The sequence below is a fragment of the Megasphaera hexanoica genome (genome assembly GCF_043520715.1).
Lineage (GTDB): Bacteria > Bacillota > Negativicutes > Veillonellales > Megasphaeraceae > Megasphaera > Megasphaera hexanoica.
In genome coordinates, this window is the sequence record NZ_CP171361.1 from 908,876 (window position 1) to 934,464 (window position 25,589).

Annotated in this window: 27 protein-coding genes; 26 read left to right on the forward strand and 1 reads right to left on the reverse strand. The window is 50.8% G+C overall.

Translation table 11 applies throughout. The features are described from left to right. Positions 1-39 precede the first annotated feature (39 nt). Entirely contained in the window at positions 40-1,323 is a 1,284-nt protein-coding gene (locus tag ACGTIC_RS04260; protein WP_113855456.1) for an O-antigen ligase, read from the forward strand. A gap of 84 nt (positions 1,324-1,407) precedes the next feature. Beyond that, positions 1,408-2,046: a redox-sensing transcriptional repressor Rex gene (locus ACGTIC_RS04265; RefSeq protein WP_059076766.1), complete on the forward strand. Its 639-nt coding sequence runs from the start codon at positions 1,408-1,410 to the stop codon at positions 2,044-2,046. Between the two features lie 182 nt (positions 2,047-2,228). Here ACGTIC_RS04265 and ACGTIC_RS04270 read toward each other — a convergent pair whose 3' ends face one another. Continuing rightward, the gene (locus tag ACGTIC_RS04270; RefSeq protein ID WP_113855457.1) at positions 2,229-3,005 is read right to left on the reverse strand and encodes a transglycosylase domain-containing protein; all 777 of its coding nucleotides are present in this window, start codon (positions 3,003-3,005) and stop codon (positions 2,229-2,231) included. A gap of 216 nt (positions 3,006-3,221) precedes the next feature. Here ACGTIC_RS04270 and ACGTIC_RS04275 point away from each other — a divergent pair, with 216 nt between their 5' ends. From ACGTIC_RS04275 to fapR, 24 genes are all read left to right on the forward strand, one after another. Continuing rightward, positions 3,222-4,454: an argininosuccinate synthase gene (locus tag ACGTIC_RS04275; RefSeq protein WP_059076768.1), complete on the forward strand. Its 1,233-nt coding sequence runs from the start codon at positions 3,222-3,224 to the stop codon at positions 4,452-4,454. Between the two features lie 14 nt (positions 4,455-4,468). Next, complete coding sequence (gene argH / locus ACGTIC_RS04280; protein ID WP_113855458.1) at positions 4,469-5,902, forward strand: argininosuccinate lyase; 1,434 nt, start codon at positions 4,469-4,471, stop codon at positions 5,900-5,902. A 188-nt stretch (positions 5,903-6,090) separates the two neighbouring features. After that, a complete protein-coding gene (gene lpxC / locus ACGTIC_RS04285; protein ID WP_113855459.1) occupies positions 6,091-6,924 on the forward strand; it encodes a UDP-3-O-acyl-N-acetylglucosamine deacetylase in 834 nt (277 codons plus the stop codon). Positions 6,925-6,939: 15 nt separating this feature from the next. Next, complete coding sequence (gene fabZ / locus ACGTIC_RS04290) at positions 6,940-7,398, forward strand: 3-hydroxyacyl-ACP dehydratase FabZ (protein WP_113855460.1); 459 nt, start codon at positions 6,940-6,942, stop codon at positions 7,396-7,398. 175 nt (positions 7,399-7,573) lie between these two features. Beyond that, the gene (gene lpxA, locus ACGTIC_RS04295; RefSeq protein WP_059076772.1) at positions 7,574-8,386 is read left to right on the forward strand and encodes an acyl-ACP--UDP-N-acetylglucosamine O-acyltransferase; all 813 of its coding nucleotides are present in this window, start codon (positions 7,574-7,576) and stop codon (positions 8,384-8,386) included. Between the two features lie 137 nt (positions 8,387-8,523). Continuing rightward, positions 8,524-9,339 carry an LpxI family protein gene (locus ACGTIC_RS04300; RefSeq protein ID WP_113855461.1) on the forward strand — a complete coding sequence of 272 codons (816 nt, stop codon included), beginning with the start codon at positions 8,524-8,526 and terminating at the stop codon, positions 9,337-9,339. An 11-nt stretch (positions 9,340-9,350) separates the two neighbouring features. Continuing rightward, a complete protein-coding gene (gene lpxB / locus ACGTIC_RS04305) occupies positions 9,351-10,493 on the forward strand; it encodes a lipid-A-disaccharide synthase (protein ID WP_059076774.1) in 1,143 nt (380 codons plus the stop codon). Further along, positions 10,490-12,241, forward strand: coding sequence for a lipid A export permease/ATP-binding protein MsbA (gene msbA / locus ACGTIC_RS04310; RefSeq protein ID WP_113855462.1), 1,752 nt, complete (start codon positions 10,490-10,492; stop codon positions 12,239-12,241). Before lpxB ends, msbA begins: the two co-directional genes overlap by 4 nt. A 32-nt stretch (positions 12,242-12,273) precedes the next feature. Beyond that, positions 12,274-13,587 (forward strand): 3-deoxy-D-manno-octulosonic acid transferase, encoded by a 1,314-nt coding sequence (locus ACGTIC_RS04315; RefSeq protein ID WP_059076808.1) that lies wholly within the window; start codon positions 12,274-12,276, stop codon positions 13,585-13,587. 4 nt (positions 13,588-13,591) lie between these two features. After that, positions 13,592-14,737, forward strand: coding sequence for a tetraacyldisaccharide 4'-kinase (lpxK, locus tag ACGTIC_RS04320; protein ID WP_113855463.1), 1,146 nt, complete (start codon positions 13,592-13,594; stop codon positions 14,735-14,737). Then, a complete protein-coding gene (gene kdsB / locus ACGTIC_RS04325) occupies positions 14,734-15,474 on the forward strand; it encodes a 3-deoxy-manno-octulosonate cytidylyltransferase (RefSeq protein ID WP_113855464.1) in 741 nt (246 codons plus the stop codon). The genes lpxK and kdsB overlap by 4 nt, the downstream gene beginning before the upstream one ends. Then, positions 15,471-16,310, forward strand: a complete 840-nt coding sequence (gene kdsA, locus ACGTIC_RS04330; protein WP_059076778.1) for a 3-deoxy-8-phosphooctulonate synthase — start codon at positions 15,471-15,473, stop codon at positions 16,308-16,310. Before kdsB ends, kdsA begins: the two co-directional genes overlap by 4 nt. A 17-nt stretch (positions 16,311-16,327) precedes the next feature. Further along, positions 16,328-17,299, forward strand: coding sequence for an SIS domain-containing protein (locus ACGTIC_RS04335; RefSeq protein ID WP_059076779.1), 972 nt, complete (start codon positions 16,328-16,330; stop codon positions 17,297-17,299). Beyond that, on the forward strand, positions 17,299-17,832 hold the full coding sequence (locus tag ACGTIC_RS04340) for an HAD family hydrolase (protein WP_113855465.1): 534 nt from the start codon (positions 17,299-17,301) through the stop codon (positions 17,830-17,832). The genes ACGTIC_RS04335 and ACGTIC_RS04340 overlap by 1 nt, the downstream gene beginning before the upstream one ends. 19 nt (positions 17,833-17,851) lie before the next feature. Then, positions 17,852-18,793 carry a lysophospholipid acyltransferase family protein gene (locus ACGTIC_RS04345; protein ID WP_072235730.1) on the forward strand — a complete coding sequence of 314 codons (942 nt, stop codon included), beginning with the start codon at positions 17,852-17,854 and terminating at the stop codon, positions 18,791-18,793. After that, entirely contained in the window at positions 18,762-19,322 is a 561-nt protein-coding gene (gene lptC, locus ACGTIC_RS04350; RefSeq protein WP_234995341.1) for an LPS export ABC transporter periplasmic protein LptC, read from the forward strand. Before ACGTIC_RS04345 ends, lptC begins: the two co-directional genes overlap by 32 nt. Positions 19,323-19,325: 3 nt before the next feature. Further along, positions 19,326-20,060 (forward strand): LptA/OstA family protein, encoded by a 735-nt coding sequence (locus ACGTIC_RS04355; RefSeq protein WP_257536638.1) that lies wholly within the window; start codon positions 19,326-19,328, stop codon positions 20,058-20,060. 8 nt (positions 20,061-20,068) lie between these two features. Then, a complete protein-coding gene (lptB, locus tag ACGTIC_RS04360) occupies positions 20,069-20,788 on the forward strand; it encodes an LPS export ABC transporter ATP-binding protein (protein ID WP_059076782.1) in 720 nt (239 codons plus the stop codon). Positions 20,789-20,800: 12 nt separating this feature from the next. Beyond that, complete coding sequence (lptG, locus tag ACGTIC_RS04365) at positions 20,801-21,889, forward strand: LPS export ABC transporter permease LptG (RefSeq protein ID WP_059076783.1); 1,089 nt, start codon at positions 20,801-20,803, stop codon at positions 21,887-21,889. Positions 21,890-22,026: 137 nt separating this feature from the next. Further along, entirely contained in the window at positions 22,027-23,268 is a 1,242-nt protein-coding gene (locus tag ACGTIC_RS04370; RefSeq protein ID WP_113855466.1) for a DUF3084 domain-containing protein, read from the forward strand. A 14-nt stretch (positions 23,269-23,282) separates the two neighbouring features. Further along, on the forward strand, positions 23,283-23,699 hold the full coding sequence (locus tag ACGTIC_RS04375; RefSeq protein WP_113855467.1) for a hypothetical protein: 417 nt from the start codon (positions 23,283-23,285) through the stop codon (positions 23,697-23,699). After that, complete coding sequence (locus tag ACGTIC_RS04380; RefSeq protein ID WP_059076786.1) at positions 23,696-24,535, forward strand: YitT family protein; 840 nt, start codon at positions 23,696-23,698, stop codon at positions 24,533-24,535. Before ACGTIC_RS04375 ends, ACGTIC_RS04380 begins: the two co-directional genes overlap by 4 nt. A 130-nt stretch (positions 24,536-24,665) precedes the next feature. Continuing rightward, positions 24,666-24,896: a YdbC family protein gene (locus ACGTIC_RS04385; RefSeq protein WP_394522538.1), complete on the forward strand. Its 231-nt coding sequence runs from the start codon at positions 24,666-24,668 to the stop codon at positions 24,894-24,896. Between the two features lie 147 nt (positions 24,897-25,043). Next, positions 25,044-25,586, forward strand: a complete 543-nt coding sequence (gene fapR / locus ACGTIC_RS04390; RefSeq protein WP_059076788.1) for a transcription factor FapR — start codon at positions 25,044-25,046, stop codon at positions 25,584-25,586. The last annotated feature ends 3 nt before the right edge of the window (positions 25,587-25,589 follow it).

A 25,589-nucleotide genomic window follows, 5' to 3' on the forward strand; every position in this document is an offset into this window, starting at 1 on the left:
CTGACAACTCCGTATAATTAAATTGGGAGGATATGACATATGAAACTTACGACTCTATTGCCGACAGCCAGCAGTTCTCAGGAAAAAGCCCGCATACATGTAGTGTATGCGCTTTTGGGGACTGTTTTTTTTATGCCCCTTCAGATTATCGCCATGGAAGCCTGTTTTATCCTGGCACTGATTCTGGCAGCACGGTATATATGGAAATATCCTATAGCCTCCTGGCATGATACGCCCCTTTTTAAACCAGCAGCCCTGTTTGCTATCCTGGCTTTTGTATCTCTGGCCGGATCGCCCAGGCCGCTGTTTGGCGTTGCCTTTTACCTGTTTACAGTGCTGCAGTATTTTATTTTTTATAACCTCATAGTCGTCTTTGTCCGCGGCAGAGAAGAACGGCGCCTGTTTCTGCTCGTTTTTCTTGCCAGTGCAGCCATCGTCGTTCTATTTGGCCTGTACCAGTATGCCCACATGCTGACGCTCCATGAAGAAGAATGGGTCGATAATTCGGCCTTTCCCCTGTTACGGCGGCGCATGTATTCCACTTTATACAATCCCAATCTTCTTTCGGAATTCCTGCTCATGGCAATCAGTGCGGCCTTTTCCCTGCTCATAGTGAGAAAACGCGCTCCGAAGAAAATGGCAGCCCTGCTGGTTCTGCTGGCGGCGCTGGCTCTCTGCCTGATCCTGACCTATTCCCGCGGCGCCTGGCTGAGTGCATGCGCTCTTGTATTCTTCTTTGGCCTCGTATGGGATAAAAGGCTCTGGCTATCCTTTCTTTGCATTCCCTTCCTCCTGGCCTTCTATCATGGCGGCGTCACCCACCGGCTCTTGTCTATTTTTTATCACAGCAGTACCGATACGTCTGTATCCATGCGTATGGATATGTGGCTGGCGGCGTTGCAGATGGTGGCAGATCATCCGTTGCTGGGAATCGGCTGGGGGGCATTTAAATTCGTATATCCTGTATACAATGAATTGATACAGCAGGCGGGTATTACCATTTTCCATGCCCATAACATGTACCTGAATATTCTGGCAGAAACAGGCATTGCCGGTTTCTGTGCGTTTGGCTGGCTCTTTTTTGGGGCGGGTGTCTGTGCGGTCCGCTTTTTACGCAAGCGTGGTGTACAGCCCCAGGACCGGGCTATGGCCCTGATGACGGCTGCGTCCATCCTGGCTGTAGCTATTAGCAGCTTCAGTGACTATGATTTATTTAGTACCCAGATATCACTTACTCTCTGGTTCCTCTTGGGCCTCTTTTCAAATATGCGTGAAGAATATGGGAAAAGAGAGAAAAAAAGTTTGCGAAATAATTCACAATAAGATATAATTAAACGTGAAGTGTTAGCACATTCATCTGATTTTATATCAGTGTGTAACGAGATAGAGAGTGGGGAGGTTCTGCCCATGAGACAGAAAAAGGCGATATCCGATGCAGTCATCGAACGGCTGCCGTTGTATTATCGGGATTTATTGTTGCTGCAGGATGCCGGTATAGATATCATTTCATCGGAAAAGCTTGGCGAACGGCTGGGAATTACACCGGAACAGATACGGAAAGATCTGACCTGTTTTGGCGCCTTTGGCAAGAAAGGTGTCGGCTATTATGTGAGCGAACTCTGTCAGCAGATTGTGGAAATCATCGGTCTGCAGCAGCATTGGAAAATCGGTATTGCCGGTATCGGTCATCTGGGCTGGGCTCTGGCGAATTACAAGACCTTTGGCCGTCTGGGATTTAGGACGATGGGGCTCTTTGATGTGGACCACCGCATTATCGGTCAGAATGTAGGCGGTGTCGTAGTCACGCCTATTTCAGAAATGGAAGAAGTCGTACGACGGGAAGGTATCCAGATCGGCATCATTACGACTCCTGCCGCTGTGGCACAGCAGGTAGCGGATCAGATGGTAGCTGCCGGCATCAAAGGCATCCTTTCCTTTGCCCCGCTGCGCCTGAACGTGCCGGACCGTATATTCGTATTCCGAGAAGATTTATCCATCGGCCTGAGCCGGATTTCCTATTATCTGACAAATAAGCCCCAGGAATGAGCATAACGGAATTATGCATACATAAACGGATCTGTCGTACAAGGCCAGATCCGTTTTAAGTTTGCAGTGGATGACTAAAAAATTAAAGTCATCTTCTATAAACTACAAGCTCCGTACTGCAAACTATGTAAAAAGAACCACGCATGATGGTAGAAAAAACTTCATGCGTGGTTCTTTTTATGTCATCGCTCCAGACGCAGGTTTTCTTTAAACGCATTCTGCGCCTTCTGGTCTGTAATATACCCTTGTTCGGCCATCAGCGTCAGAACGATTTTCTGGCGGTTGCGGGCCGCTTCGTAATTTTCCAGGGGATTGTAATAGCTCGGTGCCTGGAGAAGACCGGCCAGCAGGGAAGACTGGGCCAGCGTCAGGTATTCCGGTTTTTTATTGAAATAGATGCGGCTGGCCTGCTCGATTCCCGTCGCATTTGCGCCGAAGTACGCTGTGTTCAGATAGATTTCCAGTATTTCATCCTTGCTGTAATTCCGTTCCAGGAGGATGGACAGAATCAGTTCCTGTGCCTTGCGGGTCAGGGTGCGCTCCTGTGTGAGAAACGTGTTTTTGACGACCTGCTGGCTGATGGAGCTGCCTCCTTCCATTGTCCTGCCGGAGTTGAAATTCACTATGACTGCCCGGGCGATACCGATAGGGTCGATGGCCCCGTGTTCATAAAAGCGCCGGTCCTCTGTAGCGACGACGGCTTCTTTCAGACTTTTGGGCATGGCAGCGCTGGCGACATACACGGGAATTTTTTTCCGGTGTTCTTCCATGGCAGCGTGGAAATGCAGATAAGGATACAGCTTTTCGGTTATGCCCGTGTCAGGCAGGGATACGAAGCTGTGCTGTTCAGTTTTGCTGGCAGATGCCGGCTGTGCTGTCTTTGGCGTGTCGGCGATGATGTTCCAGGCAGCACAGATGATAAAGGCGATAATAAATATGAAAAGATATTTTTTTTTCATAGAGCCTCCTGATATAGTCATATTGTATCATACCCACAGGGGAAAATGCCAGTTTATTGCCTGTCCGGGCTTGTTTTACCTGCAGCCTGATGCCAGAAAAAACTCATTGAAAATTTTTTATACAAAATACTTGCATATTTTTGCGAATGGTTGTATACTATCACACGTAGACAGTTGAAAGACACAAATTGCTGATGTTTAGAGGAGGAACCGATTATGAGTGAAATTAAAAAAATCGTGTTAGCATATTCTGGTGGTTTGGATACATCCTGCATTATTCCATGGCTGAAAGAAAATTATCCCGGTGCGGAAGTTATTGCAGCCTGTGCCGATGTAGGACAGCCTGACGACTTTGAAGCTATTGAAAAGAAAGCCATCAAATCGGGCGCATCCAAAGCTTATATTATGGATATTAAGAAAGAGTTTATGGAAGACTATGTATGGCCCTGCGTCAAAGCTGATGCCGTATATGAAGGAAAGTATCTCCTGGGCACCTCCTTTGCACGGCCGCTTATTTCCAAGAAGCTCGTCGAAATCGCTAAAAAAGAAGGCGCCGACGCTATTGCCCATGGTGCAACCGGCAAAGGCAACGACCAGGTACGGTTTGAACTGACCGTCAAGGCTCTGGCTCCGGAAATCAAACTGATTGCTCCCTGGAGAATCTGGGATCTCAAATCGCGGGAAGACGAAATCAAATATGCAGAAGCACATAACGTTCCTGTCGATTACAAATCGGAAGAAAATCCCTATCCGTACAGCATGGACTGGAATATCTGGCATCTGAGCCATGAAGGCGACGATCTGGAAAATCCGGCCAATGCCCCGAAAGATATGGTATACATGGTCACGACACAGCCGGAAAAAGCACCGGATACGCCGGAATACGTCGAACTCACTTTTGAAAAAGGGATTCCCGTAGCCGTCAACGGCAAAAAGATGGATGCTCTCGAACTGATCACGACCCTCAATGCCATCGGTGCCAAGAACGGCATCGGCATCGTAGACCTCGTAGAAAACCGTCTCGTAGGCCTGAAGAGCCGTGGCATTTATGAAAACCCGGGCGGTGCCATCATCATGTATGCCCACAGAGAATTGGAATATCTGACACTGGACAGAGCTACGTATCACTTCAAAGAACACGTTGCCAATAAATACGCTGAACTCGTATACGACGGCATGTGGTTCTCCCCGCTCCGCGAAGCACTGGCTGCGTTCGTCGATGAAACGCAGAAGACCTGCAGCGGCACGGTAAAATTGAAATTGTATAAAGGCAATATCATCAGTGCTGGTTCTTCGTCGCCCTATTCTCTCTACAGTGAAGAATATGTCACCTTTGGTGAAGACGATGTATACGACCAGAAAGATGCCGGCGGCTTCATCAACCTCTTTGGTCTGCCGCTGACCATGCGTGCTCTGATGATGCAGAAGAACGAAAAGAAGAACAAATAAGGAGCGATTTTCTGATGAAGTTATGGGGTGGCCGGTTTACGAAGGCAACGGATAAAAATGTAGAAGCATTCAATGCATCCATTCAGTTTGATTGCCGTATGTATGCAGAAGATATCTGCGGCAGCATCGCTCATGCGACGATGCTGGCCCGTCAGGGGATTATCTCTGATGCGGATAAAGATGCTATCGTAAACGGACTGAAACAGATATTTGAACAGATTGAGCATGATGAATTCGAATTTTCCATTGAGCTGGAAGATATTCACATGAATATAGAAAAGCGGCTGACTGATGCCATCGGCGAAGCAGGCAAGCGCCTGCATACCGGCCGCAGCCGCAATGACCAGGTAGCGCTCGATACGCATCTGTACCTGCGCCGGGAAATTGCCGATGTGGCAGGGCTGCTCATCCAGCTGCAGCAATCCATCGTGAAAGCGGCGGAAAAATATAGCGATGTCATCATGCCGGGGTACACGCATTTGCAGCGGGCTCAGCCGATCTTGTTCAGTCATCACCTCATGGCGTATTTTTCCATGCTGTCCCGTGATTTTGAGCATCTGCAGTTTGCCTGGAACATGGCCGACCGGATGCCTCTCGGGGCGGGGGCACTGGCAGGGACGACCTATCCCCTGGACCAGCCCTATGTTGCCGATGTACTCCATTTCGGTAAATTGTATGATAACAGTATGGATGCTGTCAGTGACCGCGATTATATCATTGTTTTCCTGGAATTTGCCGCTGTCCTCATGATGCACCTGAGCCGTCTTTCCGAAGAGTTCATTCTCTGGTCCAGCTCGGAATTCAAGTTCATCGAACTTGACGATTCCCATTGCACCGGTTCTTCTATCATGCCGCAGAAGAAGAATCCCGATATCTGTGAACTCGTCCGCGGCAAAACGGGCCGATTCTATGGCCATCTCATGGCAGTACTGACCATGATGAAGGGAATCCCCATGGCCTATGATAAGGATATGCAGGAAGATAAAGAAGGCGTTTTTGATGCCATTGATAATCTGAAGTTTGCCCTGACTATCTATGCGGCGATGATCGATAAGATGACTGTCAATGGCAAACACATGCGGGATGTCCTGGAAAAAGATTTTTCCAATGCAACCGATATGGCCGATTACCTGGCTAAGAAGGGACTGCCCTTCCGCGAAGCCCATGCCGTCGTCGGCAAAGCCGTGCATTACTGCATTGAACACGGCAAGGTGCTGCAGCAGCTCAGCCTGGAAGAACTGCAGGCCATGAGCCCGCTCTTTGAACAGGATATTCATCATTATCTCGATATCGAAACCTGTGTGGCCCAACGCCGTACCTACAACGGAACGGCACCGGAATCGGTGGCCCGTCAGATTGCTTCAGGAAAGGCCGTCGTAACAGGAGAAGAAGGACAGCTCCAATCATGGAATTCTGTGGTTTCCTCTGTCTATGAGTTAATCAAATAAACACAGCAACGAAAGACTGCCGTCCTCAACAGGGAACGGCAGTCTTTCGTTTTCTGCGGCAGGAACGGGATTCTTTTTAAAAGACGGCCGGGTGAAATTTTTACTAGTCACTATGACTGAAATAATGTATAATAAATAAGTATGAATAAAAAAGAAACATTTTGCATCCAGAAAGGAGGGGCGTAGGAATGACTAATGTGGTACAAACGACACTGGCCCAGCCGGTTTCATACAGTGGTATCGGCCTGCATGCTGCCAATGAAGTCCACATGGTATTGCGCCCGGCCCCGGCTGACACGGGGATTGTATTTGTCAGGACAGACCTGGCAGATAGGCCATCGGTACCTGCACAGTTAGCCTATGTGACCAATACCATGAGGGCGACGACACTGGAACGGGGAGAAGCCAAAGTATTTACGGTAGAACATCTGCTTTCGGCATTGCAGGGCATGGCTGTCGATAATTGTATTGTAGAAATGGATTCTGTTGAACCGCCTGTAGCGGACGGAAGCAGCCTGACCTTTGTCAGACTGATTGAAAAGGCCGGTATACGGAATCTGGATACACCGCGGCATGTTCTGGCTGTGCGCCGGCAGCATCTCGTGCAGGAAGAAGATAAATTCATTGCCGTTCTTCCCTATGACGGATTCCGCATTACCTTTACTTCTATCAATCCTCATCCGATGCTGGGAGTACAGTTCAGCGATACAGAAATTACCAAGGAAAGCTATATCCGCGATATAGCTTTTGCCCGTACTATTGCCTTTACCAGAGAATTGGATATGCTGAAAAAGCTGGGACTTGGAAAAGGCGGTACTCTGGAAAATACGATTGTTTATGATGATACAGCGTGCTTGTCCGTGTTGCGGAGCGACGATGAACTGGTCCGGCACAAAGTCCTGGATGTCATCGGGGACATGGCTCTCCTGGGCCGGCCTTTGAAAGGACATATCATCGCTGTCAAATCGAGTCATAAATTGAATAATATGCTGGCACGACAGATCAGTGAAGAAATGAATTAAGGGAGGAATTTACAGATGGCAATCGAAAAAACATTAGAAGTAACGGATATCATGGAAATATTACCACACCGCTATCCGATGCTGCTCGTTGACCGTATTATTGAACTCGAACCGATGAAGTACGCTATTGGTATTAAAAATGCAACCTTTGACGAACTGTTTTTCCAGGGACATTTTCCGGGAAAACCGGTCATGCCCGGTGTACTTCTGGCAGAAGCCATGGCTCAGGTAGGCGGCGTAGCCCTCTTGTATCCGGAAGAAAACCGCGGGCTCATTCCTTTCTTTACAGGGATTGATAAACTCCGTTTCCGCCATCCCGTCCGTCCCGGCGATCAGATCGTCATGCGGGCGGATATCGTAAAAATCAAGGGCCGTATGGGAAAAGTCAAGGCCCAGTCCCACGTAGGGGACATTCTGTGCGCAGAAGGGGAATATCTCTTTGCCCTGATGCCGGGACAGGAACCGAGAAAATAAGAAATAGGCCGGATTAACGCAGAATTTGCAGAAAAAAAGTGGATAGAAGAGATAACACGATATAATCTTACTTTTTTTACGGTTACATTTTGTATGGCCTTTACGGATTTTATATTATATTACTATAATTTTTTATGCACCTGTCTGTCAGACAGGGTAGCAAGGAGTGACTCTAATGACCGAGGAAAAAGAAAACATGCCGCAGAGCATGATCCATCCAACGGCTATTATAGATCCACAAGCAGAAATCGGTCCTGGCGTGAAAATAGGTCCTTATGCTGTCATCGGCCCTCATGTAAAAATCGGGGCTGGTACGGAGGTCATGGCCCACGTTACCATTGATGGCTGGACGACGATAGGCGAAAACTGCCGTTTCTTCCCGAGCTGTTCTATTGGGTCGGAACCACAGGATTTAAAATATCATGGTGAAAAGAGTTATCTGATCATTGGTGACCGGTCTGTTTTCCGTGAATTTGTAACGGTCAGCACAGCGACTGGCGAAGGCGAAGAAACGCGCATCGGCAGTGACTGCCTTTTCCAGGCATGTACCCATGTAGCTCACAACTGCGTCGTAGGAAATCATGTCATCATGAGCAACTGTGCCGGTCTGGCCGGTCATGTCACTGTAGAAGACCGGGTTGTCATCGGCGGCATTGCTGGTGTCCACCAGTTCGTCAAAGTTGGCCGCAACAGCATGATTGGCGGTCTGGCAAAGGTCGTGCAGGATATTCCGCCTTTTGTCATCGCTGATGGCCAGCCTGCCCGCGTCATCGGGCTCAACAGCGTCGGCCTTTCCCGGGCTGGCATGTCTGATGATGTACGGCGTGAATTAAAAAAAGCTTTCCGCATCCTCTATCGTTCCGGACTGAATCTGGGACAGGCGATTGCCGAGATGGAACAAGAGCTGGATAGCTGCGAAGAAGTGGAACATCTGCTGCGCTTCCTGCGCAATGCCGAACGGGGTATTATGCGGGGAACCAAAGATTGAACATGTATGAGGGCAGGTAAGGCTCGGCCTTGCCGCCCTTTTTTTATGGTGTTTCTTCATCGTGATGACAGGATACGTGTTTTTTTGGTATAATATACTGATGAGTTTTGATTATGTAGAATAAGGATGAGATATACATGGAAAAAGTAGGGTTACTGGCCGGAATCGGCAATCTTCCCGTGGCGTTTATGCGGGCTGCACAGCAGAGCGGCCATGCCGTAGTCGTCATTGCCGTCGTGCCTGATGTAGCGCCGGAACTGGCAAAAGAAGCCGATGTTTACTACGAAATCAATGTAGCCAAGCTCAATAAGATCATAAAGACACTGCGCAGTCATGATGTAGATAAAGTCACGATGATAGGGAAAGTGACAAAGGAAATCCTCTTCAAAGGACTGAAGATGCCTGACATGCGGGCGTTGAAATTACTGGGACGCCTGCGCAACCGGAAAGACGATACGATTATGCTGGCTATCGTCGATGAACTGGCCAGAGATGGTATTGAAGTCGTTGATCAGACGCAGTATCTGAAGCCCCTTATGCCCTGTGCCGGCGTATTATCTAAACGGCCGCCGACGGAGGAAGAATCGGATGATATCCGCTTTGGCTTTGTCACGGCCAAAGCCATGGGCGGCATGGATATAGGACAGACGGTAGTCGTAAAGCACAAAGCCGTCATGGCCGTGGAAGCTATTGAAGGGACCGATGCCTGCATCCTCCGTGGAGGTGCGCTGGGCCGGGGCCATGCCGTCGTCGTCAAAGTAGCCAAGCCCAATCAGGACCTGCGCTTCGATGTGCCGGCCGTGGGGATGACGACGCTCCGTAGCATGATAGAGAGCGGTTGTACCGTTCTGGCTATTGAGGCGGGGCGTACGCTGTTTGTCGAACAGGAACAGGTCCTGGCGGAGGCAGACCGGCGGGGCATATGCATTTGTGCCGTTGATAAGACGTATTGACAGGAGTCTCTATGAAAATTATGTTTTCAGCCGGTGAAGCATCGGGGGATATGCACGGTGCCAACCTGGCCCGGGCACTGAAGGAGCTGGATCCGGAAGTGGAACTGCTGGGCATGGGCGGATCCCGCATGGCAGAAGCCGGCGTACGCATTGTATACGATATTAAAAATCTGGGATTTATCGGCGTGGGAGAAATTATCCGCAAGATTCCCTTTTTCTTCCGCCTGCGGGACTTTCTTCTCGAAACGATGAGGAAAGAAAAGCCCGATGTACTAGTCTGTATCGATTATCCCGGATTTAATATGCGCCTCATCAAGAAGGCGCGGGAAGCCGGCATTCGTGTTATCTATTATATTCTTCCGACTATCTGGGCCTGGCATAAAAGCCGGGGAAAAGTCATAGCCGAAAATACCGATCTAGCTATTTCACTGTTTCCCTTTGAAGCGCGGTTGTATGAACAAATCGGCACTCATGTGGCCTATGCCGGTCACCCGCTGATCGATACGGTGCATCCGTCTATGACGCGGGAAGAAGCCATCCGCATCTTTGGCCTGGATGAGTCGAAACGGACTATCCTTCTCATGCCGGGCAGCCGTCTTCAGGAAGTTCGGAGCCTGCTGCCGGTCATGCTCGATGCGGCTGCCATCATAGCAGAACAAATACCGGACGTGCAGTTCCTGCTGCCGGAAGCTTCCACTATAGACCGGAGCCTTCTGGAAAGCCTGATTCCCCAGGACGGGCCGGCTGTCCACATCGCGGCAGAAGGCGTCTATGATATGATGCATATCAGTACGGCTGCCGTGGCTGCGTCGGGAACGGCTACGCTGGAGACGGCTCTCATGGGGCTTCCGACCCTGCTCATTTACCGTGTGGGGAATCTGACGTACTGGCTGTCGAAAGTACTCGTACACATTAAGAGCATCGGCCTGCCCAATATCATCATGGGACACCGTATCATGCCGGAACTCTGGCAGAATGAAGTGACGCCGGAAGCGATAGCCCGGGACATGATTCACCTGCTGACGGACGAACAGGCATGGCAGAAGCGTCATGAAGCCATGCTGGCTGTGCGCAGGGAAATGGGAGAGCCCGGGGCCGTCCGTCGCACGGCTGCTACTATTTTACAATTCGTTAAGGAGAATTCTACTGCATGAAGCAATATAATAGCTGGCAAAGCTATAAAAGACTGTTACGTTTCGTACTTCCCTATAAAAAAAGACTGGTTGTAGCCGTCATCTGCATGGCCTTTTCCGGCCTGAGCAACGTCGTCGTGCCCTGGCTGATCAAGGACGTCATCGATAAGGTACTGGCTAATAAAGACGTATTTACCCTTAACCTCATCGTCATCGGAATCCTGGCACTGTTCTTTGCCAGAGGCTTTTTCTATTTTGGCCAGCGATACCTCATGAGTTTTGTCGGACAGAAAATTGTCAACGATATCCGTGAGGCATTGTACCGCCATTTACAGACACTGTCCCTGTCGTATTTCGACAAGCGCAAGACCGGCAATATCATGAGCAATCTGACCAACGACGTCACGGCACTGCAGACGGCCATTGCCGGCAACCTCATTTCCTTTGTTCAGGAAGCGGTCATCCTCGTAGGCTCCCTCGCTTCCATGCTGTACTTGTATTGGAAGCTGACCCTGCTGACGCTGGTTATCGTTCCCCTCGTTGTCTTTACCATCCGTTTCTTTGGCGGGCGGCTGCGCCAGGCCGGGCATAAAGTCCAGGGGAAAATGGCCGATATTACGGCCCTTCTGGAAGAAGCGATTTCCGGCATCCGCATTATCCGCTCTTTTAACCGGGAAGAGTTTGAAATCAAGCGCTTTGTCGTACAGAATGACAGCAATTTCTGGGCTCTCATGGCGACGACGCGGCTGACGGCTATGCTGACGCCCTTTATCCAGTTCTTTGCCGCCATCGCCGTGACCGGTATCATCTGGTACGGCGGCATGAGCGTCATCAACGGAGAAATGACGGCCGGCGCGCTCATCGCCTTCCTGATTTATGCCATCAACCTGGCAAATCCCGTACGCCGTATCAGTGAAATTTACGGTGATATCCAGAAATCACTGGCCGCTGCGGACCGTGTCTTTGAAACCCTCGATACGGAACCGGAAGTTAAGGAAAAAGACGATGCTGTCGAACTTCCGCGCGTAGAGGGCCATGTCTGCTTTCATCACGTGGACTTTGCCTATGATGCGGATCATCCGGCCCTGACGGATTTTAATCTGGAAATCCAGCCGGGCGAAATCGTTGCCCTCGTCGGTCCCAGCGGGGCCGGCAAATCGACGGTGGCCAATCTCCTGCCACGGTTTTACGATGTGACCGGTGGTTCTCTGACTATCGACGGTACGGATGTACGCGATGTGACCTTCCAATCTCTGCGGCAGCAGATTGGCCTGGTCCCGCAGGAAACGATGCTGTTCAACGCTACCGTCCGGGAAAATATCCTGTACGGCCGCCTCGACGCGACTGATGATGAAATCGTCCAGGCTGCCAAAGCGGCTAATGCCCACGAATTCATTTCACGACTGCCCGATGGCTATGACACTATCGTCGGTGACCGCGGCAATGCCCTTTCCGGTGGCCAGCGCCAGCGTATCGCCATTGCCCGTGCCATTTTGAAAGATCCGCGCATCCTCATCCTCGATGAAGCGACATCGGCTCTTGATACGGAATCAGAAAAAATTGTCCAGGCGGCACTGGAACGGCTCATGCAGGGCCGTACGTCCGTCGTCATTGCCCATCGCCTGAGCACCGTACGCGATGCCGACAAAATCGTCGTCATCGATCACGGACGAATCGTTGAAGAAGGAACGCATGCAGAGTTACTGGCCAGAGGCGGCCTGTACGCTCATTTGTATGCCGTGCAGTTTAAAGAAAAAGCGGAAGGTTGAAAACTATGTTAAATCGCCTGCGTGTCAAATCGATGTACTGGCTGTATAATATCCTGCTTCTCATGTATTGGGCGTCTCTCATTCCTGTGCTCATCTACCGCCTCATACATGAAGAAGGATTTTATCAGCGCATCAAACAGAGCATCGGTTTTCTGCCAGATGAGCTGAAGAAAAAAATATCAGACCGGCACGCCATCTGGGTCCATGCGGCTTCGGTCGGTGAAATCGTGGCAGCCAGCCCGATTGTGCGGGAAATGCGGAAAGAACATCCCCAGGAAGTCATCATCGTTTCTGTCGTCACGGCGACGGGATTCCGCATGGCCCATCAGATCATAGACGGGGCAGACGGCATCCTGTATTTTCCCCTGGATCTGCCTTACCTGACCGGCCGTATCCTTAATATCGTCAACCCCAAAATCATCGTTCTCGTGGAAACGGAAATCTGGCCGAATTTTCTGCGCATAGCCAACCGCAAGAAAATCCCCATCATGATGATGAATGGCCGTATCAGTCAGCGCAGTGTTTCCCGGTACCGGTTGATTACCTTTTTTACCCGTCATGTTTTGTCGTCCATCCGTATTTTCTGTATGCAGAGCCGGATTGACGCCCAGTATATCATCGACATCGGAGCCGATCCCAATAAGGTCATCGTGACGGGCAATACGAAATACGATCAGACTTATGGTATCGTGACGCCGGAAGAAAAGAAGAAATTCCTGGCTGAGCTGGGATTTTCGGAAAGCGATTATCCTATTATGATTGCCGGCAGTACCCACAAGGGAGAAACGGGATCCGTCTACAAGGCCTTTTCTGCCATACGGGAAAAACATCCGAAGGCCCGTCTGATCATCGCCCCCCGCTACATTTACCAGTCTGACCTGGTGCGGGAAGAAGGACGGAAATATGGCATCACCATGGCCAAACGCAGTGAAATGAAAGCAGGAAAGAAGATGGACGGTCCCTATGAAGGCGTCATTCTCGATACCATTGGCGAACTGGGGCGGGTATACAGCCTGGGCGATCTGGTATTCGTCGGCGGCAGCCTGGCCCATATAGGAGGACATAATATACTTGAACCGGCAGCTCATGCCAAACCGATCGTCGTCGGCCCCAATATGTTCAATTTTGTGGAAATTTACGACCTGCTGAGCAGCCGCGGCGCCTGTATCATGGTCAAAAATGAAGAAGAATTCATCAGAACCTGTGTGCGCATCGTCGATGACCGGCAGATGGCCGAAAATATGAAACGTCACTGTATTGAAATCGTACAGGAAAATCAGGGGGCGACGCGCCGCAATCTGGCGGAACTGCAAAAAATACTGGATGACCTTCACGCCTGGAGATGATGTCATGTCTATCTACAGTAAAATAGCAGCCTATATGGGATATCTCATGGCAGATACCCCCCATAGCTGGAAAGACGGCCCTGTGCTGGCAATCCTTTCCGGTCTTTCGGTGCTCTATGGCTGGGGCGTACGGCGCCGGTACCAAGCTTATGTATCTCACCCGGAAAAGCAGGCCCATCTGTCAGTCCCGGTCATCAGTCTGGGGAATATCACTGCCGGCGGGACTGGAAAGACACCTACGGCGTGCTACCTGGCCAGATGGCTGTGCCGGAAGGGATATAAGCCGGCCCTTCTGAACAGGGGATACCGCTCTCAGGCTGAAAAAGGAGCGGCGGTCATGTCCGACGGTGAGCATATCCTGCTAAATGCCCGTGCTGGCGGCGATGAGGCCCTGCTCATGGCCCGCAGCCTTCCCGGCGTTCCCGTCCTGGTCGGAAGGGAACGGGCCCGTACAGGCCAGATGGCAGTCCGCATGCTGGGAGCGCAGGTGCTGCTCCTCGACGACGCCTTTCAGCACTGGCAGCTGGCCCGGGATCTGGATATCGTCCTCATCGACAGCACCAATCCTTTTGGTAACGGTCATCTCCTCCCCAGAGGAATCCTGCGGGAGCCGATGGAACATCTCCGGCGGGCCGGGTTCTTCATCCTGACCAAATCAGATTTATGCAGCCGCGAGGAAAAAGAGAAAATCTGCCAGACCCTGCGGAAATATAACGAGACGGCCCCTGTAGCCGAAGCGGTTCATCAGCCGGCCTGGTGTATTTCCTTCAAAGACTGGTATGAAGGCCGGAAAGACCGGCATGGCTGCAGCCAGCTTACGGTGGGGGCGACAGTAACTGCCGTATCGGCCCTGGGAAATCCCGCCTCCTTTGAAGCGACGGTCTGCGCCTGCGGATACCATCTGGGTGACCGTATCCGCTATGATGACCATCATCCCTATACCGCTGCGGATATACGGATGATGGAAGAAAAGGCCGCCCAATGCGGATCCGTACTGGTAACGACGGAAAAAGATGCCGTCAAACTGCCGGCATCGGATATACTGGAACGACAGGTCCCGCTATGGGTACTGGGTATAGAAATAGTGATCTGCAAAGGAGAAGAAGCTTTGCAGACCTGTATTCTCAATCATATAGGAGGAACGACATGAACTTTATCTGCATCATTCCCGCACGGTTTGCTTCGACGCGTCTTCCGGGCAAACCTCTGGCGGATATTGTTGGCAAACCGCTGATCCAGCGCGTATATGAACAGGCCGCAAAGGCCGGGAAAGTATCTTCCGTCGTAGTGGCCGTCGATAATCCCCGCGTATATGATACGGTCGTCACCTTTGGCGGCCATGCCGTCATGACCCGGGAAGACCATGCCAACGGTACGGATCGACTGGCAGAAGCGGTGGGGCATTACCCCGACGCCGATGTCATCGTGAACGTTCAGGGGGATGAACCGCTCATCACGCCAGAAGTCATCGATGCCCTGTGCCAGACCTTTGAAGAAGACGATTCTCTCATGATGGCGACGGTGGCGACGCCGCTTAAAGAAGACGAGTATGACGATCCCAGCGCGGTGAAAGTCGTCATGAACAAGCGGAACGAAGCCATGTATTTTTCCCGTTCCCTCATTCCTTATCCCCGTCATCCCTTCCATGATGCCGTACGGCCGTACAAGCATATCGGCATTTACGCATACCGCCGGGATTTCCTGCTGCAGTATGCTTCTATGGAACCGACACCGGCAGAAGAAGTAGAATCGCTGGAACAGTTGCGCGTTTTGGAAAATGGCTATAAGATAAAAGTTATCACGACAGAGCAAGAATTTATCGGCATCGATACGCCGGAAGATCTGGAACATATCCGTGAATATTTTGCAAAGGAGTCCCAATCATGAAAGCAGTACAGGTAGGAAACAGGCAAATCGGCGGCGACGGCAGACTATTCGTCATGGCCGGTCCCTGCGTCATAGAGGACCCGGAACGGGTGCTGCGCATCGGCAGAGAAATGAAAGCCATCTGCAGCCGTCTCGGCCTTCCCTATATATTCAAAGCTTCTTTTGATAAAGCTAACCGTTCGAGCTGGAAATCGTTCCGCGGCCCGGGCCTTACAGAAGGGCTGAAAATCCTCAAAGCCGTCAAGGAAGAATTACAGATACCCGTTGTCAGTGACATCCACGATGCCAGCCAGGCAGAACCGGCGGCAGAAGTCCTCGATATCCTGCAGATACCGGCTTTCCTCTGCCGGCAGACTGATTTGCTGCAGGCAGCGGCCCGCACGGGAAAATGTATCAACGTCAAAAAAGGGCAGTTCATGGCGCCGTCGGATATGAAAAACGTGGCAGAAAAAATCAGTCACGAAGGCAATGAAAACATCATTCTGACCGAACGGGGCGTATCCCTTGGCTATCACAATCTCGTCGTAGATATGCGCAGCTTCCCCATCATGCGTGAATTCGGCTATCCTGTCGTCTTTGATGCTACCCACAGCGTCCAGCTGCCCGGCGGAGCCGGTACCCATTCTTCCGGCCAGCGCCAGTTCATTGGCAACCTGGCCAGAGCGGCGGCTGGTTCCGGCATCGACGGCGTATTCATGGAAGTACATGACAATCCGGAAGAAGCGCTTTGCGATGGTCCTAACATGCTCTATCTGACACAGGTAGAAGGGCTGCTGCGTGATATGATGGCTATCAAGGCCATTGCCGATAAAAGCGCGTCTACGGCCATGAAATAATAACAGAGGTGAAAGACATGGATATATTACAAGAAGCAAAAGATGTATTGCAGCAGGAAGCGAGAGGCATTGAAAACCTGATTCCCAAATTGGACCAGAATTTTGTCAATGCCATCAATCTGATTATGGAATCCAAAGGCCGCGTCGTCGTAACCGGCATGGGGAAATCCGGCCATATTGCCCGGAAGATTTCCGCCACCATGGCCAGCACGGGTACGCCGGCTATTTTCCTTCATCCCGGTGAAGCCATTCACGGCGATCTGGGGATGGTGACCGGCGACGATGTGGTCCTGGCCATTTCCAAGAGCGGTGAAACGCGGGAAGTACTGAATATGCTGCCCAGTCTGAAGCGCATCGGTGCAAAGGTTATCGCCATCGTCGGCGAACACAACTCGACACTGGCAAAGAATTCCGACGTCATCCTTGACGCTTCCGTAGAAAAAGAAGCCTGCCCGCTGGGACTGGCTCCGACGACGAGCACGACCGTGGCCCTGGCCCTGGGCGATGCCCTGGCAGTCGTCCTCCTTTCGTGCCATCATTTTACGAAAGACCAGTTTGCCATTTTCCATCCCGGTGGATCTCTGGGCCGCAAGCTGCTCCTGACCGTAGAAAACGTCATGCATAAAGGTGAAGATAATCCGGTCATCAGCGAAGACAGCACCGTCCAGGATGCCCTGTTCATGATGACCGAAAAAGGACTCGGTGCCGTATCGGTCGTCGATGAAGATGGAGTCCTTATCGGCCTCGTGACCGATGGCGACGTACGGCGCGGGCTGGAAACGGGTTCCAATTTCCTGCAATGGCCCGTCGATGCTATGATGACCAAAAGTCCGCGCACCATTACCAATGACAAGCTGGCGGCCGAAGCCATGCACATCATGGAAAAGAATCAGCCCCGGCCTATTACGGTACTGCCCGTAGTAGATAAAGACCACAAGGCCGTCGGGATGATCCATCTGACCGATTTGCTGCGGCAGGGAGTGGTCTGATGAAATACCTGACACAGATAAAACTGCTGGCCCTCGATGTCGATGGCGTCCTGACCGACGGCATTATCTACTACAGCCCGGCGGGAGATGCCATGAAAGGCTTTTCTGCCCGCGATGGCATGGGAATTTCCCTGGCCCGTATGGCCGGGCTGAAAACGGCGTTGATTACAGGGCGCAGATCCCCTATGGTAGAACAGCGGGCCAAGGACCTGCATATCGACTATGTTATCCAGGATGCCCGGGATAAACTTCAGGCCCTGCGCCAGCTGTGCAGGGAAACGGGTATTGCCATGGAAGAAGTATCCTACATGGGCGATGACCTGAATGACATTTCTCTTATCCGCAACGTCGGTTTCGGTGCCGCTCCCTGTGACGGTTGTGAAGAAGCCTGCAAGGCAGCCGCCTTCGTTTCCAACTTCCGGGGCGGATACGGCGCGCTGCGTGAGCTGGTAGAGTATATTTTAAAAAACCAGGGCATCTGGGACGATATAGTGAATCATTTTCTGACCGGCACTGCCGAATTTAAACAGTAAGGAAAGGAGCGTCTGCATCGTGTTTTCGGAATGGCAGTATTACGTAATGCGGGCCATTGGCAGAGGAATCCGTCATCTGTCCTACCCGACAGTCATTTCATTAGGACGCAGGCTGGGTCCTTTAGTCAGCCGGATTATGAAAAAGCAATATGACAGAGCCATCTTTCAGGCTGTGCGGGGACTGGAATGCAGTGAAGAAGAGGCCCGCCGCATCGTAGATGAATTGTTTTGCAATCTGGGCCAGTCAGCATTGGAAATCCTCTATACGCCCAACCTGAATCCCGGCAATATTTCTGAATACGTCACCCTCGATCATCCGGAACGCCTCGATGAAGCCATGAAAGAAGATAAAGGCGTCATCATCCTTACCGGTCATATCGGCAACTGGGAATGGCTGGGAGCACTGGCCATGTATGGCTATCCGGCTTCGACTATCGTCAAGAACCAGGCCAACTCGTCCATTACGCGTCTTCTGAATGAAAACCGGGAAGGCATGGGCCTGGAAGTCTTCGCCCGCGGGGGAAATGAAATGATCATTGCCGCCCGGGCGCTGAAGCGGAAGAAACTGCTGGGGTTCCTGGCCGATCAGGACGGCGGCTTTCATGGCGTGCCCCAGCCATTCCTGGGAAAAATGAGTTCCACGCCGAAAGGGCCGGCCATGTTTGCCCAGAAATTTCATTCTCCCATCGTCCCTGTCTTTACCATTCATGATGAAAACCATCGCACTCATCTGGCAATCGGTGAAATCATGCATTTTGAAGATACGGGGAACAAGGAAGAAGATATTGCCAGCATGACGCGAAAAATGGCAGTACTGACGGAAAAATTCATTAAAGAACATCCTACGGAATGGCTCTGGTTCCAGCACCGCTGGAGCACGGAACCGGAAGATATCATTGCGCTGCAGAAAGAAGGAGCGGTGAAGGACAGTGAACATACGGCAGAAACTGATACAAAATAAAATAGCCATTCTCGTGGCAGTCGTTTTGATTTTATTTGCCGGCATGTTATACTGGTTCATGAAATCGGCGCCGACGCAGGTAGAAGATACGCCCCGCAGCGATGACCTGGTCGAATTCCAGGGTTCGGAAATCGAAGAAAAAGACGGGGACCGTCTGGTATGGCGGCTGTCATCAGAGAAAATCCAGGTCGATCCCAAGACACAGAAAATGTATTTTACCAGCCCAAAAGCTGAAATCTGGGAAAAAGACGGGACTGAGCTTACGGTGACAGCGAAACTGGGCATCGTAGACCGGGCCAAGAAAACCATTGAGCTGAAACAGCCTATTGAAGCTTCGACCGATAAAGGAGATACATTGCAGACTGAGGGCAGTGTGTATTATAATATGGATACACGGCTTATCAAAGGCGGCAAAGTGCTGCTGACTCGCCATGATAAAACGGCGGTAAGCGGTGATTCGTTTGAAACCAACGCATCCCTGGATCAGGTAACGGTGCAGGGCCATGCGAAGATAACCAAGGGAGAGTAGCGCATGAAACAGAAACGATGCATGAAAATCCTGGCAGCTGTCATGGTCAGCGCCATGCTCCTGCCCGCTGCCGTTACGATTGCCGCGGATAATCCTTCTGTATCGGTGACGGCAGATAAACTGGAATACAATGGCAAAACACAGATTGCCAAAGCGACGGGCAATGTCGTTATCATACGGGACCAGGCAACCCTCACGGGGAACGTGGCTACGTATAATCTGAAAACGGCAGAAGCCGATATGGAAGGCAACGTCACGGCCCAGCAGCCGGACATGCACATGACTGCCGACAAACTTCATTCGACGAACCGCAATTACCTCATCGCTACGGGCAATGTCAAAGGCGTGTATGGCGATAAAAAGGTAAATGGCGATCAGGTAGAATATTATCTCGACCAGGACCATGGCATCGTAACGGGCCATGGATATCTGGAAGCACAGGGCTCGCAGATGTGGGCCGACCATATCGAAGGCTGGTTCAAGGAAATCCGGGCAGTCGGTACGGGCAATGTCCATATCGAATCGCCGGCGGAAGAACTGACTGCCTATGGCGACAAGGGCGTGTATACACAGACGCCGGGACAGAATAATGGCGTCATCCACATGACCGGAAATGTATATGCTACCCAGAAGGGTAACCAGCTCAGCGGTAATGACGTAGAAGTGCACCTGGCAGATAATTCTGTAGAATCTAATGGCCGTTCTACCGTTGTATTCATACCGGGCAGTGAAGAATAGGGGAAACGATGTACATCCAGACCAATGATTTAATCAAAACGTATAAAGAACGCAATGTCGTCAACAGAGTCAGCATTCATGTAGACCAGGGGCAGATTGTCGGCCTTCTGGGACCGAATGGGGCAGGCAAGACGACGACATTTTATATGATAGTCGGCATCGAGCATCCCAGTGACGGGTCGATTTACATCGATGACCACGATATCACCGGGCTGCCTATCCATAAGCGGGCTGCCTATGGCATCGGCTATCTGCCCCAGGAAGCATCGATTTTCCGCAAGCTGACCGTAGAAGATAATCTGCTGGCCATGCTGGAAACGACGACTTTGTCGCGGAAAGAGCAGAAGGAAAAGGCCGAAGCGCTCATGGAAGAATTTACCATTACCAAGCTGCGTAACCGCCTGGGCATACAGTTGTCCGGCGGCGAACGGCGGCGTGTGGAAATCGCCCGCTGTCTGGTCATGGATCCGGCCTTTATCCTCCTCGACGAACCCTTTGCCGGCATCGACCCGTTGGCTGTCAATGATATCCAGGATATCATCAGTCATCTGAAGGACCGGGGAATTGGCGTTCTCATTACGGACCATAACGTCCGGGAAACGCTGAGCATCGTCGATAAGGCGTATATCCTCAACGAGGGGCAGATCCTCCTGGAAGGAAGTCCACAGATGATTGCCAACGATCCCGTAGCCAAGAAATTCTACTTAGGCGAAGAATTTACCATGTAACAGGGGGAAACGATGAGAATATTAGATAAGTATATATTAAAGGAATTCATCAGCCCGTTCCTGTTCGGTGTCTGCGCCTTTACGGCTGTTTTCATTGGTACAGGTACGCTCTATCGGATAGCCAATTTAATCAACAACTACGGAGCTTCCCTGTGGGATGCCTTTCGTGTCCTCGTCCTGGCCCTGCCCTCGATTATCGTCGTGACCTTTCCCATGTCGGTGCTCCTCGGCTCACTCATGGCCTTTGGACGCCTGTCCAGCAACAGCGAGCTCATTGTCATGCGTTCAGGAGGACAGAATTTTGTCCGCCTGGCCATGCCGATTTTTATCGCTGCCCTGATCATTTCTCTGGGGACGACAGCGTTCAACGAATTTGTCGTGCCGAAAGCCAACAATGCCTATAATACGATTATCAATCAGGAAATCAAACATCAGGTGGCCCCCAAGACGCAGGACCATATCATTCTCAAAGATGTCAAGGGTCATGATATCAACAGCCTGATGTACGCCCGGCAGTACGATTCAGACCTCAAACAATTCAAGGACATCACCGTCCAGGAATTTGAAAATGATACGCTCGTACGGGTGGAAAAAGCTGATTATGCCGACTGGAACGGCAGTAAATGGGTCATGCATGAAGGCCGTATTTACGATGTTTCGGTGGGGGAAACGGTAACCCGGACGATGACCTTCAAAAATCAGGAACTTCCTATTTCCCAGAAACCGAATAAAGTCAGTGCATCCCAGAAGAAGCCTGATGAAATGACCATACGGGAACTGCGGGAACAGATATCGCTCCTCGACCAGAATTCGGTCAATACGAATAAGATGAAAGTGGAAATGTACAACCGCTTTGCCATGCCGCTGGCCAGCTTGGTCTGCGCTATTGTCGGCGCACCGCTGGGCATGCAGAAACAACGGGGCAGTTCTTCTATCGGTTTTGGCATCAGCGTCGTCGTCATTTTCATTTATTACACGATTATGACTCTGGGGAATGCCCTGGGGAACGGGGGCAAGATTCCTCCGTATATTGCCGCTTTTTTACCGGATATCGTCTGTGGCATTGCCGGTATATTTTTAGTATACCGCAAATCCAGATAATCAGACGGAGTGATTGGTATGCCTTGGGGCTGCCGGTCACTCTGCCTTTTTTTATATATTTCTGCAGAAATGATGCAAAATGCCATGACAGAATTCATATCATGGTATAATATAAAAAACAGGATGGAGGTGTGCCAATGGAATACGGATGGATTATGTTGCTGATTTTAGCCGTCATGGGCGGTGTCATAGCCTATCTGGGTGATAAAATCGGCTCCCGCGTAGGCAAAAGAAAAATAAAATTATTTGGCATGCGGCCGAAATACTCATCTATCCTGATTACAATTATTACCGGCGTCAGCATTGCCGCCGTTACCCTTGGCGTCATGTCGGTCCTTTCGCAGAATGTCCGCATCGCCCTGTTCGGGATGCACCAGCTGCAGCTGCAGAAGGCCGAACTGGAACAGCAGCGGGACCGGTTGCTGCAGCAGGCCCGGGAGTTGGGACTGGAAATGGAAGAAAAGAACAATCTCCTGGCAGCCAACGAAAACCTGCTCCGTCATCAGGAACAGCAGCTGGCCGATGCCAACGACCGCATACGGGTGACACAGCTGGATCTGGAGCAGACCCAGGCCGCCCGCGATGATGTGAGCCGTCAACTGACCATCGTTCAGGTGGCCCGCGATGAAATGATGGCCCGCAATACGCAGCTTAACACAGAAAATAAAGAACTGGAAGCGACGCAGGCACGCATGAATCACACCATCGGCCTGCTCGATGAACGCATAAAATTACTGAACGATAAAATGACCGATATACGGGAAGGGCAGGTACTGTTCCGCGTCGGTGAAGTCCTGGCCAGCAAAGTCGTCGATGCCGATGCCGATGAAAGTAAGATCCGGGCTTCTCTGGGAGAAATGCTGGCCCAGACCAATACCCGCATCAGGGAACAACTGGGCATCACCAATGAAAATGCCGTCGTGCTCTATATTTCGCAGGATGAAATCGACCAGACGGTCCAGACGCTGCATGCCGCCAGGGGCAGTAAATTGATCCGCCTTACGGCTGCGGGCAATATCATCCTCGGGGAACCGGCGCTGGTCCATCTGGAAACCTTCGATAACCAGCTCATTTATCATAAAAATGAAATCGTCTATGAAGAACATTTCCGCTCTTCCGATGTCAATGGCAGTGCCGAATACATCGTCTTCCGCTTCCTCCATGAAGTCAATCAGAAAGCCGTCGGCAAGGGCATCCTGCCCGACCCGCTGACAGGCAACGTGGGGTCGCTGACGGCAACGGAAATGTTCGATACGATCCAGCGGATTAAATCCTGTGGCGATGGCGATATCATCCTGCGGGCCGTGGCCCGTACGGATATTTACACGGCGGGGCCGATGAACATCGACATAGCCGTCCGGTCCTATGGGACACCGTGAGAGGAGCAGGATTCATGATTTTAGCAATCGATCCCGGATCAGAAAAGACGGGGACAGCGGTCCTTGGCACCGATGGCAGCCTGGTCTGCCGTCAGATCATACCTACCGGGGACTTTTCCTGTCATCTGCGGGAGATGTATAAAAAGTATGCTTTTACGCATATTGTCATGGGAAATGGTACGAACCACCGTCATCTTCAGCCCGTTGCCGAAGAATGGATACGCAAAGAAGCACCGGATGTGACCTTTTCCCTCATCGACGAAAAGTTTACTACTGTAGAGGGGCGAAAGCTGTACTGGCAGTATACGCCCCGCCATGGCTGGCGCCGTCTGGTCCCTCTGTCCCTGCAATATCCGCCGGAACCGGTCGATGACTTTGTGGCCTGGATCATCGGACAGCGGTATATAAAATCCCTGGGAGGTCTTTCATGATTGAATACGTACTACGCGCTATAGGACTGGCTTTTGGAGCCCTGGTATATAACTGCGGCCTTCACGTGTTCCTGGTACCCAATAATGTCATCGATGGTGGCGTCGTCGGGATTGCCCTCATGGCAGCCCATGTGACGGGCATATCCTTCAGTGTGTTTATCGTCGCCCTGAACATTCCCTTCTTCGTCATCGGTTACCGTAAAATCGGTTTGCGCTTTACCTTTTTTTCGCTCTATTCCGTCTTCTGCCTCTCGCTGTGGAGTAGTTTCCTCCATCTGTCCCCCATGACGGATGACCCCTTTTTATCGACTATTTTCGGCGGTATCATCATGGGGCTCGGCGTAGGGCTGATCATCCGCTGGGGCGGTTCTCTGGATGGCACGGAAATCATGGCCATCATCACTGAAAAGATTTCCCCCTTTTCCGTCGGGGAAATCGTCATGTTTTTCAACCTGTTCATTTTAGGATCTGCTATCTTTGTCTTTGGCGTAGACAGTGCCCTCTATTCGCTGGTAGCCTATTTCATTGCCTATAAGATGATCGATATCGTTGTGAACGGTCTCGATGAAATGAAGGGACTGTTCATCGTTTCGGCAAAGCATGACGAAGTGGCCCGGGTCATTACCCAGGACATGGGAAGAGCTGTGACCCTTCTCCACGGGGAAGGCGCCTATACGCGGAAGAAAACGCTGATTTTGTATTGCGTCGTCTCCCGTCTGGAAATCACCAAAATGCAGGACGTGGTAAAACGGATAGATCCGCGGGCGTTTATTACGATATTTGATATACGCGAGACCCAGGGCGGTCTGCTCAAAGGGAAAAAGAACCATGAGTAAAATGGTTTATGGGGGGCACTTTTGGTTGACGAAACACAACAGATGCTATATCATATAAAATAATTGCATATATAGTTATATATTAATATAAGAAGCATGCAGGACAGCTTCTCGCACAGGAGGCAGAGAAATGGCACAATTGAATTTTAATATTGAAGATATTCGCGGGACCTTATCAGAAAATAAGGATGGCTGGCACAAACAGCTGACCTATATCAGTTGGAACAATCGGCCGCCCAAGTTCGACCTTCGCTCGTGGGATCCTGATTATCAGGCCATGACCAAAGGGATTACCCTGACAAAAGACGAATTGATTGAACTTCGTAATATTCTGGATAAGATGGATTTTGATAAATACTAAAGGGGTGTGAAGTATGCTTTCTCAGATTCAGTGCGGATAATGACGAAAGCATACTTTTATTTTGCTTGCAAAAGAAGAAGAAACATTATATAATCTCTGTTGTATGTACTATTAATACTTGGTCATAATTTACATAAAGGTGATGGAATGGTTCGTATAGCCAGAGAAAAAAGACACGCTCTCCTGTCCCGCCGCATTGAGGAAAATCCCTTCATCAATGACGAGGAACTGGCGGAAGAATTTTCTGTCAGCGTGGCGACTATCCGGCTGGACCGGATGGCCCTGGGGATACCAGAGCTTCGCATGCGCATAAAAAAGCGCGCCGAAGCAGCACAGGCCCAGCAACACCGAACAGATGTCATGGGGGACCTGATTGAATGCAATGTTGGTAAAGATGCGATATCCATTATGATGGCTACTGAAGACATGGTGGATGCAGCACATGTCGTACAGTCACGGTATTTATATGCCCAGGCGGATTCCCTTACGAAAGCCGTCCTGAATCTTCCGGTCTGTATCATCGCCGTTGCCAACTTAAAATATAAGCAGCCCGTAACTGTCGGGGACCGGCTCGTCGCACGGGCCGAAGTAATCCGTCAGAGAGACCAGAAATATTATGTATGGGTGAAGATACGCAAGAATGCCAAAGAAGTATTCCGGGCAAAGTTTATCGTAGAGTCTTTGGAATAACGG